At 41.1% G+C, this 14,486-nt stretch carries 16 protein-coding genes; 13 read left to right on the top strand and 3 right to left on the bottom strand.

Features of this window, described 5'->3' with window-relative positions:
* From BKH46_RS02330 to BKH46_RS02305, 6 genes are all read left to right on the top strand, one after another.
* Positions 1-1,731, top strand: coding sequence for a M3 family oligoendopeptidase (locus BKH46_RS02330; protein ID WP_095225221.1), 1,731 nt, complete (start codon positions 1-3; stop codon positions 1,729-1,731).
* Complete coding sequence (locus tag BKH46_RS02325) at positions 1,731-2,210, top strand: hypothetical protein (RefSeq protein WP_095225220.1); 480 nt, start codon at positions 1,731-1,733, stop codon at positions 2,208-2,210. Before BKH46_RS02330 ends, BKH46_RS02325 begins: the two co-directional genes overlap by 1 nt.
* 73 nt (positions 2,211-2,283) lie before the next feature.
* On the top strand, positions 2,284-3,822 hold the full coding sequence (locus tag BKH46_RS02320; RefSeq protein ID WP_095225219.1) for a DUF5644 domain-containing protein: 1,539 nt from the start codon (positions 2,284-2,286) through the stop codon (positions 3,820-3,822).
* 42 nt (positions 3,823-3,864) lie between these two features.
* Positions 3,865-4,176, top strand: a complete 312-nt coding sequence (locus BKH46_RS02315; RefSeq protein ID WP_095225218.1) for a hypothetical protein — start codon at positions 3,865-3,867, stop codon at positions 4,174-4,176.
* Between the two features lie 9 nt (positions 4,177-4,185).
* Positions 4,186-5,004 (top strand): hypothetical protein, encoded by an 819-nt coding sequence (locus tag BKH46_RS02310; RefSeq protein ID WP_095225217.1) that lies wholly within the window; start codon positions 4,186-4,188, stop codon positions 5,002-5,004.
* Between the two features lie 56 nt (positions 5,005-5,060).
* On the top strand, positions 5,061-5,510 hold the full coding sequence (locus BKH46_RS02305) for a hypothetical protein (RefSeq protein ID WP_095225216.1): 450 nt from the start codon (positions 5,061-5,063) through the stop codon (positions 5,508-5,510).
* A gap of 13 nt (positions 5,511-5,523) precedes the next feature.
* Here the strand turns inward: BKH46_RS02305 and BKH46_RS02300 are convergent, their stop codons facing one another.
* Together BKH46_RS02300 and waaF are read right to left on the bottom strand one after the other, a co-directional pair.
* Positions 5,524-6,108: a flavin reductase family protein gene (locus tag BKH46_RS02300; protein ID WP_095225215.1), complete on the bottom strand. Its 585-nt coding sequence runs from the start codon at positions 6,106-6,108 to the stop codon at positions 5,524-5,526.
* Positions 6,093-7,127, bottom strand: a complete 1,035-nt coding sequence (waaF, locus tag BKH46_RS02295; protein WP_095225214.1) for a lipopolysaccharide heptosyltransferase II — start codon at positions 7,125-7,127, stop codon at positions 6,093-6,095. The genes BKH46_RS02300 and waaF overlap by 16 nt, the downstream gene beginning before the upstream one ends.
* Positions 7,128-7,328: 201 nt before the next feature.
* Between waaF and BKH46_RS02290 the strand changes: the two genes are divergently transcribed.
* Complete coding sequence (locus BKH46_RS02290) at positions 7,329-7,661, top strand: cupin domain-containing protein (RefSeq protein ID WP_095225213.1); 333 nt, start codon at positions 7,329-7,331, stop codon at positions 7,659-7,661.
* A 233-nt stretch (positions 7,662-7,894) separates the two neighbouring features.
* Positions 7,895-9,214: a histidine--tRNA ligase gene (gene hisS / locus BKH46_RS02285; RefSeq protein WP_172402540.1), complete on the top strand. Its 1,320-nt coding sequence runs from the start codon at positions 7,895-7,897 to the stop codon at positions 9,212-9,214.
* A gap of 137 nt (positions 9,215-9,351) precedes the next feature.
* On the opposite strand, the gene BKH46_RS02280 is transcribed toward hisS, so the two are convergent.
* Positions 9,352-10,530 (bottom strand): metallophosphoesterase, encoded by a 1,179-nt coding sequence (locus tag BKH46_RS02280; RefSeq protein ID WP_095225211.1) that lies wholly within the window; start codon positions 10,528-10,530, stop codon positions 9,352-9,354.
* A 111-nt stretch (positions 10,531-10,641) separates the two neighbouring features.
* Here BKH46_RS02280 and BKH46_RS02275 point away from each other — a divergent pair, with 111 nt between their 5' ends.
* Genes BKH46_RS02275 through BKH46_RS02255 form a run of 5 tightly spaced genes read left to right on the top strand, consistent with a single transcriptional unit; the run spans position 10,642 to position 14,477 of the window.
* Positions 10,642-11,100 (top strand): low molecular weight protein-tyrosine-phosphatase, encoded by a 459-nt coding sequence (locus BKH46_RS02275; protein WP_253248274.1) that lies wholly within the window; start codon positions 10,642-10,644, stop codon positions 11,098-11,100.
* A 35-nt stretch (positions 11,101-11,135) separates the two neighbouring features.
* Positions 11,136-11,486 (top strand): ArsC/Spx/MgsR family protein, encoded by a 351-nt coding sequence (locus BKH46_RS02270; protein WP_095225209.1) that lies wholly within the window; start codon positions 11,136-11,138, stop codon positions 11,484-11,486.
* Positions 11,483-12,895, top strand: a complete 1,413-nt coding sequence (locus BKH46_RS02265) for an SH3 domain-containing C40 family peptidase (protein ID WP_095225208.1) — start codon at positions 11,483-11,485, stop codon at positions 12,893-12,895. Before BKH46_RS02270 ends, BKH46_RS02265 begins: the two co-directional genes overlap by 4 nt.
* Positions 12,895-13,755: a zinc ABC transporter substrate-binding protein gene (locus BKH46_RS02260; RefSeq protein ID WP_172402538.1), complete on the top strand. Its 861-nt coding sequence runs from the start codon at positions 12,895-12,897 to the stop codon at positions 13,753-13,755. Before BKH46_RS02265 ends, BKH46_RS02260 begins: the two co-directional genes overlap by 1 nt.
* Positions 13,752-14,477 carry an ATP-binding cassette domain-containing protein gene (locus tag BKH46_RS02255; protein ID WP_253248273.1) on the top strand — a complete coding sequence of 242 codons (726 nt, stop codon included), beginning with the start codon at positions 13,752-13,754 and terminating at the stop codon, positions 14,475-14,477. The genes BKH46_RS02260 and BKH46_RS02255 overlap by 4 nt, the downstream gene beginning before the upstream one ends.
* Positions 14,478-14,486: the final 9 nt, after the last annotated feature.

Raw genomic sequence — 14,486 nt, 5'->3', positions numbered from 1 at the left:
ATGCAGCAAGCAGAACACCGTTGGGACTTGAGTGCGCTTTTTAAAGATAATACCCAGCTAGATAAGGCTTTAGTGCGATTGAAAAAAAACGCCCAAGCCTATGAGAAACGATACGCCCATAAACTCGATCAATTGCCTATTGCAGATACTCTAAAGGCGATTGAGGGCTATGAGGGGATTATCGAGGAGATTTCAAAGGCAATGACCTATGTATTTTTGGTCTTTGCTGCAGACACCACTCAAGGGGATTTTTACGCCAAATATGAATTGAGTATCAATGCAATCCAAGAACATATTGTGTTTTTTGAGCTTGAATTTTGCTCCCTAGAAGCCCAAAAGCAAAAAGAGTGGATCAAGCACGCAACAAAATACGCATATTTTCTGCAAAATCTCATCGCAAAAAAATCCCATCAACTCTCTTTGGGCGAAGAAAAAGTCTTGCTTGCTACCTCACCTGTAGGAGTGGGGGCGTTTTCAAGATTGTTTGATGAATATCTCTCCTCGCTTAAAATCCCCCATAACAGCAAAGAACTCAGCGAAGAAGAAATCCTAGCCCTTTTACACCATCACGACAGAAAAACAAGAAAAAAAGCACAGAAATCTTTCAGCAAAGTGCTAGAAAAATCAAGCTTTTTGCTGACTTATATCTTCAATATGGTGCGTAAAGACTTGCATATCCAGACCAAATTGCGCCATTTCAAAAACAAAGAATCGTTTCGCCATATCGATAATCAAATCACGCAAAAAAGCGTTGATAGTATGATTGAGATTGTCAATGCGCATTTTCCTTTGGTGCATCGGTATTATGCCCTCAAATCCAAGCTCCTCTCCCATCAGCTCAAAGACTACGATCGCTACGCCCCTATCGCGCAATCTGGCAATGGCGTGAGCTATGAAGAGTCCTTGGAGTGGGTGTTGAAGGCTTTTAAGGAATTTTCTCCGATGTTTTTTGAGATTGCGCAAAAAGCTATCAAAAATGGTTGGATCGACTCCCACCCTAGAGATGGGAAACGCGGCGGGGCATTTAGCCACGGGGCAGTGCCAAGTGCGCACCCATATGTTTTGCTAAATTTTACGGGCAATCGACGCGATGCTTTTACGATTGCACACGAATTTGGGCACATGATCCACCAAGAGCTCAGCAAGCAAAGAGGCTGTCTGAATATGGATACACCTCTGACTACTGCAGAAACAGCTTCTGTATTTGCTGAAATGTTATTGTTTGAGAGCTTGAAGAAGAATCTTTGCCCCAAAGAGTTGCGAGCTATTTATGCTAGCAAGCTTGAAGATATTTTTTCGACTCTTTTTCGGCAAGTGGTCATGACAAATTTTGAGCGCAGGATACACCAAGCAGAGGGCGAGCTTAAAACTTGCGATTTTGATAAAATCTGGAGAGAAGAGAATCAAAAAATGTTTGGCGAGAGTTTGAAATTGACTAAAAACTATAGCCGTTGGTGGAGCTATATCCCCCATTTTATCCATTCACCCTTTTATTGCTATGCATATAGTTATGGGCAGTTGCTTGTTTTGGCTTTATTTGGTCTGTATCAATCATCTCAAAACAAGGATTTTGTCGCTGTTTATACCGACTTTTTGAGTAAAGGTGGGAGTCAGAGTCCTAGGGATTTGGTCGGGGCATTTGGCTTTGATATTGAAGATAGCGCTTTTTGGAAGATTGGTATTCAAGAAGTTGAACGTATGCTCTTAGAGTTTGAAAACTTGGAGGTTTGATGCATATCACAGATCAATACACACAGCTAAGCAACAAGTATTGTTTAGAAAATATAAAATTTTTGGTTGCTAATGATCTGAATTTTTGTATTTTATGCGATCTTGAGAGCGTGGGCTTTGAGCCTTTGTTGCCCCGTGAGATTTTTGCAAAATTTGGCCCTTTTGTGTTGTTTGTCCTTGCGGGCTATACTTTGGAGAGTTTGGAGGTTTTTGGGGATAAAATCACCTTTGAAGCAGGCTTTGGGAGTGATAATATTGCTAGTGTGGTTGCAGTGCGCTTAGAGGGGATTATCCAGATTGCTATCAAGGATAAAAAGGGCGATGATGCAGTGCTTTTCCATCGTTGTGATATCGCGCAGATTTTTGGGAATCCCATAAAAGAGGCCATGCAAGACTCCATAGAGGCGATTTTATCCAATCCACGCAATCAAGAAACCATCAAAACATTGAAAAAAAATGAAAAAAACAAAAACAATTGAAAGCATAAAGTAATGAATATTTTTAGTTTTGTGTTAAAATCAAGATTCAAAGCCGAAAATAAGGGGTCGTTAAATGAGTGTCTGTAAGCTTGCATTGAGTGTTTTTAGATTTGATGCCCAAAAAGACTACAATCCTTTTTATGAAAAATGTGTTTTTGAATATCAAGACAATACTCTGCTCTCTGAAGTCTTGCAAGCATTGCCTTTGAGAGATTTATCCTATGACACTAGCATTGCTTTAAAGATCAACAACATAGCTGTTTTTAGCAATCGCACAATCACGGAGTTGGTCGGGCGATTTGGTAAAGAGTGGGTGTTAGAGCCTATCTCAATCCGATATGCCCTCAAAGACTTGCTAATTAACTCTCAAGAAGCCTTGAATTTTTATCGTTCTTTTATGAAAAGTGGGGAATTTTTGACCTCGAAAGAAAAGGCTGAGCTTTCAAAATTTATCAATATCAACTTTATCTCCCCACAAAAAAACCCCGATTATTTTGGCGATGGCTTTTTCTTGTATGTCAAATGGCTATTTACTCGCCACCCCAATCAAATCAAACGTTTGCTCGAGAGCGTGTCAGATCCCAAAAATGGCGTGATGAATTTTGTGAGCGTGGCTGATTTTGTCTATCCTAAAGATGAGAGTATCGACCAAGAAATATTTGGTATGCAAAAAATGCTCACACAAGTTTCTAAATGCCCTTTTGCAGGAAGTGGTTGGGTGGATTTTTCTAAAGATATTCAAAACAAATTCCAATTCCCAACCACAGCCCCAACTATTGAGCCCATAAAGGCACAAAATGGCACCTATGCGCTCTTTAGTGGTTATGATAAAAAATGGAATTTTGAACCTCTGCTTATCAGCGCTGCTGCATGGCTTGAAAAGATGGGATTGATGGGCGTGCGTTTGGATTTTTGTTATGATGGGGGGTATTGGGGGAGTTTTTGTGATCCTGAAAAATTTTTACTCGCTAATGCTTATAATATGGCACTTGCGCACAAAAATAACACGACTTTGCTGCTGTGTGATCGCGATGCTTATGCTAATGTGTTGCAGGCTAAAAAGACCTTAGATACAGATCAATCTTTGCGTGATAAAATCAATCAATCTCTAGCGCGATATGGGCTAGTTTATGAAGAAAATATACAGATAGCATATCTCAATGCATTGATTGCAGATACCTTGCAATGGGAAGTTTCGCAGTCTTTTGATGGCTTTAGCACGATATTTTTCAAGGGCTCTTCAAAGCTAGAAGAACAAGAAGTCTGCTATGGAGAGATTTTTAAAAAAATCGCACTCAAACGCTATGAAATGCCATTACAAAATGAGTCTTATGCCCATCTGTTTGCAGTCAATCCCGACTCAGCCCTCAAGCAATCAGGGGCGATTTTATATGAGGGGATCGATCGGGGTGTTGATTTTATCATGAGTGCTTCTATGGGGCAGTTTGAGGTGTTTGATACCCACGCTAAAAAGACTGCCAAGCTCTATAAAAGGGACTTGATTCCCACCCCGACTTTGTTTTTGCCTCAAGTTGTTTTGCTCGCGCTCGGTGAAAAAGATTTGAAAAAAATCGGCTTGCATTTGCATAAAAATAAGGTTAATTTTATATAATTGATACAAACCATAAAATTGACTCAAGAATCAAGGTTGTTGATGAAAGGTTTTTTAAAATTCTTGATAGCTTCGCTGATTGGGGGTATTTGGTATCATATAGGCGGAGAAAATTCTGCTGTGGTGGCATTGATTTTGTTTGCTTTTGTGCTGTTTATTTTGCTGATGCAGCCCATTTCTTTCCAATCCCCCCAAAAGCGAGAGGACTATATGCAGCAGATCAAGAAAAAGCGCGAACGCAAGCTAGCACTTGAAGCCAAGCAAAAAGAAGAAGAACTCCGTTTGCATAAGGCAAGCAAGGAGCGAGAGGAACGCAGGAAGAGGGAGTTGAAAAACCACCTCAGAAACCACTAAAGGAGAGATATGGAAATCATTTTATTAATACTAGCAGGTGTCGTTGTTTATTATCTCTATATCACATTACAAGAATACCTAAAAAACCCCATCACTCCCCAATCAAGAGATACAAATATCAAAATTGAAGAATATGACATCTCTCAAGATCCCTATGTCCAAGCCAATCCACTCGATAAGATAAAAAAGAGTGAATTTGGCATTATGGCAGCGATTGTATCTAAAATCACTCCAAGCAAAGGTGCTAACTCGATAGCGCAAACTCCAATACAAACAGCACAAGCAGCGATGATAGATGGCCTATTTGCCTCAATGCGTGCGTATGCTAATGGAGCAAATAGTATGATCTCTGACCTCAAAGAAATCTATGCTTCTTCAGAAAATACAGACCTAGAGCAGCTTTGCAAAGACTTGCTCCAAGCCACCTATGGCGAATATAAAAAGCGATTGAAATTTGTGGAGTTTTTATTTGCACTTTGCTATATTTCAGGGACATTGAGCGATACAGATAAAGAAAATATCATCGATGTGGCCGCATTTTTGGAGCTAAGCAATGAAGATTTTAATAAAATCTATGATGATTTTTCTATCCAAAATCAAGCAGAGATAGCTATGGATAATTCTTTGGCACATAAGATTTTAGGCGTCCAAGAGGGGGCTTTGCCTGAGGTGGTGCTTGAGAAATTCCAGACATTGATAGCAGAGCGTGAGCTAAATATTTTAGATACAAAAAATCTCAACAAAAGCCTTGCAACAGGGATTTTTATCGATTTGCGTCAGCTCACTTTAGCTTTTGAATTTTTGAGCAAACCACAAGGTGCTTTATGATGGTATGATTTTTGCTCATTTCTTGATATTGCTATCAGGTTTATCAAGGAGAGCAGATGGAAATCTCAAAAACGCCCATAAATTTGCAGAGTGCTTTCTCTCAAAATATCACTCCCAAGCCCTCGTTTATCTTTGATACCTTGCCCTCTGATGATACCTCTACCCACCCCTCTCTCCAAGCCCTAGGAAATATCCAAGATGTTTTTAGCCCCTCAAGGGAGTATTTGCAGATTTTAGAGATCAAAGACAAGGCAAAAGGAGGGCTCAAAGATACAGATACTTTTATGTCGATGGCCCAAATGCTTAAAGATGAAAATATTATCGATAGCGATATGATGATGGCTGCAGATTTTTTGGCTTCCCATAGTCCTAAGCTGAGTTTGGATGCGTTCAATCAAATAGCCCAAACAGACCGCTTGAGTTTAGAAATGCGCGGACTCATTAGCGAGCTTATCCAGAAGCTTGCTGTGATTGATTATGCTTCTAAAGGCGGGATTGTCGCATAATCAATGGTGGGATTTATAGGCTTTTGGGGTCAAGCAATGTGCTTGCGGGTTGGTAATATTTGCCATTGCGGCCAATATTTTTGAGCGTGAAATTCAAATCAGGGCGATAGATTGTGTCATCGATAAAGCATTTTTTGGCCTCTAGCAAGATGGTTTTAGAGCTTTGAGAAATCTCTAGCACATCATAAAGCTCGCACATAAACGCCAACAGACTCCCTTGTGCTATCGGAGGGTAGTTGGCTTCGATGAGGGCAAGTTCGATTTGAAAGGCTATGGCTTCACTTTTTTCATATTCTAGCTCTGCAGATGTCTGATGGAGGGCTTTGAGGTTTTTTTCATCACACATACAAATAGTCGCTTTTTTGGTTTCTAGGATATTTTTGAGTGTGTCTTTAGGAGTGCCATCGCTTTTGGGGGTCAAGCACACAGAGAGAATGATAGGATCAGAGCTGATAGGGCCAAAGAAGCTAAAAGGTGCTAGATTGATGACACCTTGAGGGCTGGTGGTGCTGATCCAAGCGATGGGTCTTGGGGTGAGGGCATTGCTGAGTATTTTGTATTGCATCAAGGGGCTTGAGGTGTTTAAGTCGATTTGCATACAGGGCTCCTTGTGAGTAGTTGGTCGATTTGGGTGATGACTTCATCGGGCGTGATGAGTTTCATACAATTATGGTGCCCAAGGGGGCAGATACGTTTTTTGCAAGGTGCACATTTGAGGTTTTTATTCAAAATCAAAGCCCCTTGATGTTTCCACGGGGCAGTTTCTTGTGCGTTGGTAGGGCCAAATATAGCAATCAGTGGGATTTGCAGTGCGCTTGCAATATGCATGGGGCCACTATCGTTGGTGATGAATAAATCCAATCTGGCAAGCTCTGTGATGAGCGTGGAGATAGTTGTTTTTCCGGTGAGATCGGTGATATGATCAAAAACTTCTTGTGGCAAGGGAAATTTTTTGACAGCTTCAATCATTGCAGCAGCGTCTTTTGCGTCATTGTGGTTGCCAAACAAGATGACTTCATAGTCTTTTTGTATCAGATATAAGATTGTTTCGACAAAATATTCTTTGAGCCATCTTTTTGCACTGCCATAAGCCCCACCCGGATTGATACCTATTCTGATTTTATCAGAATAGTGCTTGTGTGTGGGGAAGTGGAGCTTGAGATTTGGGACATTGTGAGAGATTTGGTCTAGGGATTGCCCATAGATAGGGGTCAAGAGATTGCAATAAGCAAGCACCTGATGGACTTTTTTCAAAGGTTTTAAGGCGTGGGTCAGACAGAGTGAGCGTAAGTTTTTTGCATAGCCTATTCTGATGGGGCTTTGTGTCCAAAGGAGCAAAAGAGCTGCATAAAAATTATTGGTTAGAGTGATTGCTATATCGTGCTTGCCGATTTTTTTAGCCAGTTGATAGGTCGCAAGGAGCCTACTTTTGCTGTTTTTGGTGTCATCGATAAAAAATGCTTGGATACGCGTATCTTTCTCAAACAAAGCCCCCACGACAGCTGGGGCTATGATACTCAATGAAGCCTGTGGAAAAGCCTCTTTGAGGAGCTCAAGCATTGGAGTTGCCATCACCCCATCTCCGAGCCAATTTGGCAAACGCAGCAAGATTTTCATCAAAGACCTTTTGGATTTATAAACTCTTTTATCATCACTCTACCATCGCCCCTCCTCCACCCCACCTCCACCCCACCTCGCTATATCGCTTTGCTTTAGCTTTTTATGGCTTTTGGGGGCGTGATTTTAGGTGAGTTTTGGAAATTAATTTTACCATTGTTTGTTATAATTTTTTGGCATTAACTAAAACTAAGGATTTATATGGAAAAAATTATTTTTACTACAGAAACTTTTGAGGGCGTGAAACCCACTTTACTCTGCGAAACTGACTTCACAAAAGAAATTAGAATCACTATGGCAAAAGGCGCTGTGATGAAAGAGCATAGTGCCCCTGCCCCTATCATCGTGCAAGTGCTTGAGGGCGAGATTACATTTGAAGTCAATGGAGAAGCGATCAAAATGGGGCGATTGGATTTAGTGAGCTTGAAACCTAACGTGCCCCACTCTCTAACTGCCTTGAGTAATGCGATTGTCAGACTGAGCTTGCATAAAAGCGACCACCAAAATCGCGTGATCGATGCGGCCAAACGCTAAGGGTGCATGGACTTAATGATTGATTGATTTTATTGATTCTGCATTGATATTCAAAACAAGGGGGTGTAAAGCCCCCCTCCTTTTTTTCTTCTTGATTGATTTGACATATTAACCTTTAATTGAGAAAATTACACTATTTAGGGCGATACGGGATTTATCAATCGTTGTGATGGATTGGAATGTCTGATGAGCCAAATTCAAGCTGTGCAGGCTAAAATCTGGAGAAAAATATGTTGGTTGTTCCTAGAACTTTAAGTGGTTTCAAAGATAGATTGCCCAAAGAAGCAATGGCAAAGGCAAAGCTGCTCGCCAAGGTATCGCAGGTATTTGAAAGTTTTGGTTTTGTCCCCATTGAAACCCCCCATCTTGAATATGCTGATATTCTCATCAAGCAAGGGAGTGAAGAGATCCAAAAAGAACTCTATTGTTTCAAAGACCACGGCAGCAGAGATGTGGCTTTGCGATTTGACCAGACCGTGCCTTTAGCACGATTCATCTCACAATACCACAATGAAGTGGGCTTGCCCTTTAAGCGCTATGTGATTGGTAATGTTTTTCGTGGGGAGCGTGCACAAAGAGGGCGATACCGCGAATTCACGCAATGTGATTTTGATTTTATCGGGAGTCAGTGCATTGCTTGTGATGCAGAGATTGTCCAAGTTGTGTATGCTTCTATGGTCGCTTTGAATATCGAAGAATTCACTATTTGGCTCAACCATAGAGATATTTTAAATGGGATTTGTAAATACTTTGGTATCACCGATTCTAAGGGGATTGAAGCGACTTTAAGGATTATCGATAAACTCGATAAAATAGGCAAAGAGGGCGTGTGCGCTGAGCTCAAAAAAGAACTTTGCCTCCCTGATAAGAAAATCGAGGGCTTGCTTGAGGCGATGAGTATCAAGCAAATCGGTGCTGCTGAAGAGTTTTTTGCTGAAATCAATCATCTCAAAGACTGGAATACAGAGCTTAAAAAGGGCATTGAAGAGTTAGAAAGACTTTTTGAAATCCTCTCAGGTTTAGAGATGGATCGGGATACTTATCGTGTGAATTTTTCGATTGCTAGAGGGTTGGGGTATTATACAGGGATTGTGTATGAAACGACACTCAATCGCTTGAAGAACCTAGGGAGCGTGTGTTCGGGGGGCAGATATGATAATTTGACACGCACATTTTCTAAGGAAAATATGAGTGGTGTGGGGGCGTCCATAGGGATCGATCGGCTTTTGGCGGGGCTAGAGGAATTGGGGCTTTTGAGTGCGAAATCTACAAGTGCGCGCATTTTGATTATTTGCATGCGTGAGATGTATTTTGGCTTTGCTTATAAGCTCGCAGAGTCGTTTAGACGCAGTAAAGTTGCCACTGAGGTTTATCCTGAAGTCAATAAACTCAAAAAGCAATTCAGTTATGCTGATTGCAAGGGGCATGAATTTGTGGTGGTGATTGGCGAAGATGAATTCAAGACACAAACCATCACGCTCAAAAATATGACTTCAGGCATGCAGCTTGATGGTCTGAGCTTTTTAAAGGCTCTAGAGATTATCAAAGAATAATCCACGCCCCCCTCTTTTTTGACATCTTTTACCCTCTTTTAATTCTTTTTGGCTCTTTTTGCCACCCTTTTTAGCCTTTTTGACCCCCTTAATCCCTTTAGCCCCTCTTTTGGTGCTTTATGATCTTTCTACTCCAATCACTTTGGCAAGAGCTGGATAGAAGTGATTTCTGCGCGTGTCCCTACACGCATTGGTGGCCCCCAAAATCCTGTGCCTTGGTTGATATAGAGATATTGGTCTTCACAGAGTTTGTGTAATCCCATCAAAAAGGGCTGGTCTAAAAGCACAGCAAGACCAAAGGGAGATAATTGACCCCCGTGGGTGTGGCCGCTCAAAATGAGATTGATGGCTTTGTCTTGGAGTTTTTTGATGATTTTTGGCTGGTGGGAGAGCAGGATTGTAGGCAAAGAAGTGTTGATACCATCAAAGGCTTGATGGATATCAGGGGGCAAGTAATCCATACGCTCTCCCATCAGATCTGCAAGGCCTATGATGGTGATGAGGGGGGTGTTGTCTTGGGATATTGTGATGTTTTGATTGATGAGTGTGTGGAAGCCCAGTGTTTGGATTTGTTCGATGATATTGGGCGTGTCATAGAAGTATTCGTGATTACCCAGCACATAATAAACCCCATAAACTGCTTGGAGGTCTTTGAGCGCTTGGAGGGCAGCACAAGCATTGTGTGCATAGGTGTCGATAATATCGCCTGTAAGCACGATAATATCGGGCTTTTGTTCATTAACCATTTGGACAATTTGGCAGATATGGGGCTTTTGCATTAGCTTGCCGATATGGATATCACTGAGTTGTATGACTTTTAGGGGGATTTTTAGGTGCGGAATTGGCAGGGTGATTTTTTGTAAAAATGGTCGCGCACGGCCTTTATAGATCCCATAGATGACATAAATCATGGATAAAGCAATGATAATGAGTTGCAAATATCCCAAATAAATATTTTCTTTTCCATTGCTAACTTGGCTAACTTGCTCACTGCTAATGATCCATCGCCCCAAAAGAGCTAAAAACTGATAAAAAATCATGAATACAAAGAGTGAAAAAATCACGCCCACAGAAATAGAGAGCAGGAGATAGAGCCATTGGGGAATGATGGGGGATTGTCTGAAAAATATATAACAAGCAGTGGCTAAGAAATTGAGGCATATAAAGATTTTTAGAGCATTTTGGACGCCGACAAAAGGGCTTGATGTCACCAAAAGCCCCCAATAAACCAATAGATGGAAGAGCAAAAACACAAGAGTAGCCAAAAAAGGGAATAAATAAGTCCGTTTTCTAGCATAATGGGGGCTATGGGTCATTATGAACCTTTAGGATTTAAATAATTTTTGTATTATACTAAAAAGTAGTGGAGGGTCTTGTGGTGGTGATAAAAACAATGGCTAGAAAATGTAGGAGAAATAGGAGAAAAAGTGAAGATTTTATTTGTATGTTTGGGTAATATCTGTCGTTCACCCTTAGCTGAGGGGATTGCAAGGTATCTAGCCCTCAAATGGGAGCTAGAGCTAGAAGTCGATAGTGCAGGGACTTCAGGCTGGCACGATGGCGAGAGCCCGTGCGAGGGGTCTGTGATGGTGGCTAAAAGGCACCATATTGATATTTCTAGTCTGAAGAGTCGGAAAGTGAGCCTGTATGCTGATGATACTTTTGATATGATTGTTGCTATGGATAGTGCAAATGTAGCAGCCTTGATTGCTATGGGCTTTGAACCCTCTAAAATCCATAAGTTAGGGGCATTTGGTCTGCAAAATGCTGATATTCCTGATCCTTATCATTATCGCAATGCAGATGGATTTGAGGAGGTGTATCGTATGATTGAGATGGGTGTGGAGTGTTTGATAAAAAAATATTTTAAATTATCTATTGGATAAAAAATGCTAGAATATCTAAAGAAAAGGCTATCAAAATGAGGTTATTTGGGATTAAAAATTGTGGCAGTGTCCAGAAAGCTCGGCACTTTTTTGATGTGAGAAATATTGTTTATGATTTTTGGGATCTCAAAGCCCACACCCCTCCTTTGAGCGATATTGAGCGATGGGTAGCGATTTTAGGGATTGATGTGGTTTTAAATGCCAAAGGCACGACTTATAAGAAGCTAGAACTCAAACACATGGATTTAGATCAAGCAGCCAAGATTGCTTATTGCCATCAATACCCATTGTTACTCAAACGCCCTATTATTGATGGATTTGATGGCGAAAAGGTCATAGTGGGCTATGATATACAAGTGTATGAAAAAATTTTTGGTGGGCTATGAGAGTTGTTATCTCTTTTTTGGTTGCATTATTATTCATCGGTTGTGCGAGCAAAAATGCTCCTTTGGCTGATTTGTCTATGCCCCAAGATGCGAATTTCTATCTCTTTGAGCACTCAAATATCACACTCCCTCCTAAGGTCTTAACAGAATTAAAAAACAACTATCTCAAAGTGTGGTTTTCGCCTTGGACAACGATGGAAGTCGATCGCAATCAAAATGAAGTCTTTTGGGTAGCCCCCTCTTTGCTTAAAAACCCTGGCTATGGGGAAAATCTCAAGAAAAATTCTTTAGAATACACACGCGCAATCTATGCAGATATGGATATCGAGCATTATCCGAGCGCTGCTTTAAAGGCTATCATCACTACAGATACAAATGTGCGTGCTGTGCCTACTGATAAGCCCCGCTATAGCTCGATGAGTGGCTATCCTTTTGATCGTTGGCAGAATTCTTTGATTTTTCAAGGCACGCCTGTGCTGATTACGCATTTTGATCTCTCCAAAGAGTGGGCGCATATACAGAGCAGTTTTGTGTATGGGTGGGTCAAGGTCAGTGATGTGGCAAAAATCCACCCTAAAGATATGGATTATCTGCTCTCGCTCAAAGATTATGTTGTCCCCAATCGGGATAAAATCCCGCTTTATAGCACTCAAGGGGAGTTTTTGACACGAGCTAGGATCGGAGAGATTTTCGCGCTCAAGCCCCCACCCCAAGCCAAAGAGTCTAAAGGAGTCAAAGCAGATAAGGCGGTCAAAGAAGCCAAAGAATCTCAAGCAGCCCAAACCCAGCCCAAACAAGTGTATGTTTTTAAAAAAAATATTGATGGCTATGCTGTGCTGATTACAGCCCCTATTGAAGAAGCAGAATTTAGCTCTTTCCCCAAAAAAATAGACAACGAAGCGATGGCAGGTATTATCAATGCGATGATGGGGCAGCGCTATGGCTGGGGAGGTGCGTTAGAAAACAGAGATTGCTCAAGCTTCACTCGCGATAGTTTTGCAAATTTTGGAATCCTTTTGCCTAGAAACTCTGCAGCACAGGCAAAATACGCCAACAATATGGTGGATTTGAGCCATTTATCGGCTAAAGAAAAGGAAAAATACATTATTCAAAATGCGACCCCTTTTGCGACTATTTTATGGCTCAAAGGGCATATCATGCTTTATATTGGCAGCTATGAGGGCAAGGCGATAGTTGCACATAGTGCGTGGAGTGTTGCAACTTCAAGGTTTTTTACCAAAGAGCAGAATATATTAGGCGGGGTAGTGATCACCACGCTTTGGGTCGGGAAGGAAAAAAATGGTATTTTTTCTCACTCTAAATTGCTCATTGATAGGGTCTTGGGAATGTCTGATTTGTATGATTATGCTTTGCATTTAGACCCATCAGATCCAAAGGAGGAAAAATAGTGCTAGTGTTGCGTTGGATTGTGTTTGTTGTTGTGTGTGCAGGTCTTGTTCATGGAGCTGGCAAACTCAATATTATCGTGAGTGTCCCCCCTCAGGTTTATTTTGTCAAAAAAATCGCAGGAGATGGAGTCAATGTCATTGCGATGGTCCCTGATGGCAGGAGCCCAGAAACCTATGAACCCCGACCGAGTCAAATGGGCGATTTCAAAGACGCTTCTATCTATTTTGGCGTGGGAATGGAATTTGAAAAAGTCTGGCTGGAACGTTTCATGAGTATCAATCCACAAATTGATTTTGTTGATTTGTCTGATGGGCTAGAACTTTTAGCCTATGACCATAGCCACCACGACCACAGCCATCACGGCAGATACGACCCCCATATATGGCTATCTGTGAAGCTCTCAAGTATCCAAGCTCGTAAAATCTATGACACACTCAAACGCCTTGACCCCTCCAAAGAAGCATTTTATAAGAAAAATCTTGAGCAATTTCTTGAAGAAATCAAACAGCTTGATATAGCCATCAAGGCGATATTTGCAGCACCCAACGTGCACAAGGTTTTTGTTGTCTATCACCCAGCTTTTGGTTATCTAGCAAGAGAATATGGCTTAGAAGAAATCGCACTTGAAAATGAGGGAAAATCGCCTAAGACAAAAGAAATGGTAGCCCTAAGGAATCTCATCGCACAAAAGCATATCCAAGTCATCTACATACAGCCGCAATTTTCTAAAAAACGGATCGCTTCTTTGGTTGATGATTTGGGGCTTAAGGTCGAAGTGCTCGATCCTTTAAAGGAAGATTGGAGGGAAAATATTTTACACATATGCCGCACAATCGCCACGCAAGGGGGGCTAGATTGAGCCAAACGCTACTTGAGGGCAAGGGATTGTATTATCGCTATGATACCCATTATGTGCTAGAAAATATTCATTTTTCTATCAACCAAAATGATTTTCTTGCCCTCATTGGTCCTAATGGTGGGGGCAAGACGACTTTAATCAAGCTTTTGCTTGGCTTATTAAAGCCCAATAAAGGGCATATCCTCTATCCCAATCCTTTAATCTTTGATGCACAAAGCTTGATAGGCTATGTCCCTCAAGATACCACTATCAATAGTGATTTTCCCATACAAGCTATTGATGTAGTCAAAATGGGATTTTTAAAGCAGAGGATTTTTGGCTGCCATTTAGGGAAAAAAGAAACGGCCAAAGCCCTAGAAATGCTCGATCGCTTAGGGATAGCCCATTTGGCCTATAAGCGGATTTCTCATCTTTCTGGAGGGCAAAGACAGCGGGTTTTGATCGCTAGGTCATTGTGTGGAGATCCCAAATTGATTATCTTAGATGAGCCCACTTCTAATATCGATATCCAAGCCCAAAAAGAAATTTATAAAATATTAAAGAGCTTTAATCTCAATCATACTATAATTGTAATCAGCCACGATATATCCATACTTTTAGGCTATGCATCACGGGTGCTTTATGTCAATAAAGAAGTCATCAGTCATGATGTCCCGAGTTTGAGTTTGGATATGAGCCAGCATATATGTGAAGTTGATTTGCTTGATAAATTTGTAATCTAAGGAGTAAAA

The sequence above is a fragment of the Helicobacter sp. 12S02634-8 genome (assembly GCF_002272865.1).
Taxonomy (GTDB): Bacteria; Campylobacterota; Campylobacteria; order Campylobacterales; family Helicobacteraceae; genus Helicobacter_J.
Note: the sequence above shows the minus strand (reverse complement) of the source record. Positions and strands in the feature narration are given on the sequence as shown.

Coding starts and splice junctions, on each gene's coding strand:
- BKH46_RS02280 (WP_095225211.1), bottom strand. CDS start 10,530: ATGACCCATAGCCCCCATTATGCTAGAAAACGGACTTATTTATTCCCT.
- BKH46_RS02310 (WP_095225217.1), top strand. CDS start 4,186: ATGGAAATCATTTTATTAATACTAGCAGGTGTCGTTGTTTATTATCTC.
- BKH46_RS02325 (WP_095225220.1), top strand. CDS start 1,731: ATGCATATCACAGATCAATACACACAGCTAAGCAACAAGTATTGTTTA.
- BKH46_RS02320 (WP_095225219.1), top strand. CDS start 2,284: ATGAGTGTCTGTAAGCTTGCATTGAGTGTTTTTAGATTTGATGCCCAA.
- BKH46_RS02265 (WP_095225208.1), top strand. CDS start 11,483: ATGAGAGTTGTTATCTCTTTTTTGGTTGCATTATTATTCATCGGTTGT.
- waaF (WP_095225214.1), bottom strand. CDS start 7,127: ATGAAAATCTTGCTGCGTTTGCCAAATTGGCTCGGAGATGGGGTGATG.
- BKH46_RS02315 (WP_095225218.1), top strand. CDS start 3,865: ATGAAAGGTTTTTTAAAATTCTTGATAGCTTCGCTGATTGGGGGTATT.
- BKH46_RS02300 (WP_095225215.1), bottom strand. CDS start 6,108: ATGCAAATCGACTTAAACACCTCAAGCCCCTTGATGCAATACAAAATA.
- BKH46_RS02270 (WP_095225209.1), top strand. CDS start 11,136: ATGAGGTTATTTGGGATTAAAAATTGTGGCAGTGTCCAGAAAGCTCGG.
- BKH46_RS02330 (WP_095225221.1), top strand. CDS start 1: ATGCAGCAAGCAGAACACCGTTGGGACTTGAGTGCGCTTTTTAAAGAT.
- BKH46_RS02290 (WP_095225213.1), top strand. CDS start 7,329: ATGGAAAAAATTATTTTTACTACAGAAACTTTTGAGGGCGTGAAACCC.
- BKH46_RS02305 (WP_095225216.1), top strand. CDS start 5,061: ATGGAAATCTCAAAAACGCCCATAAATTTGCAGAGTGCTTTCTCTCAA.